At 58.6% G+C, this 469-nt stretch carries 1 protein-coding gene; it reads right to left on the reverse strand.

Going from position 1 to position 469, the window contains the following annotated elements:
* Window positions 1-396, reverse strand: a 396-nt coding sequence (gene def, locus J5M56_RS25005) for a peptide deformylase (protein ID WP_207938062.1), incomplete at its 3' end; no start/stop codon positions are given.
* Between the last annotated feature and the right edge of the window lie 73 nt (window positions 397-469).

Below are 469 nucleotides of genomic sequence, written 5' to 3' on the forward strand. Positions count from 1 at the left end.
GATGCACACCGCGAGCAGGCCTTCGGCGATCAGCTCATAGGGCTTGCCGTCGCGGTCCAGCGCCTTGATTTTGACCTTTTGCGGGCGGTCGACGTTTTCGTAGAAGCCCGGTACCGAGAGGCAGCCTTCCTGGTACTGGTCCATCTCGTCGGTCAGCGATTCGAACTCGGGGTTGATGAACACCCGTGGCTCGGTGCGGTCTTCGGATAGGGCCATCACGACGATACGTTTGTGCACGTTGACCTGGGTCGCGGCGAGGCCGATGCCCGGCGCTTCATACATTGTTTCAAACATGTCGTCGACCAACTGACGCACTTCGTCGTCCACTACAGCCACTGGTTTGGCGATAGTGCGCAGACGCGGGTCCGGAAATTCGAGGATGTTTAAAATGGCCATAGGCTTCGATTGCTGCACACGTTGAGTAAAGTCGGGTCGATGGCCTGGCGGGTCCGAAGATGCAGGCTACCGT

Source organism: Pseudomonas sp. 51_B (genome assembly GCF_017491595.1).
GTDB classification, from domain to species: Bacteria; Pseudomonadota; Gammaproteobacteria; order Pseudomonadales; family Pseudomonadaceae; genus Aquipseudomonas; species Aquipseudomonas promysalinigenes.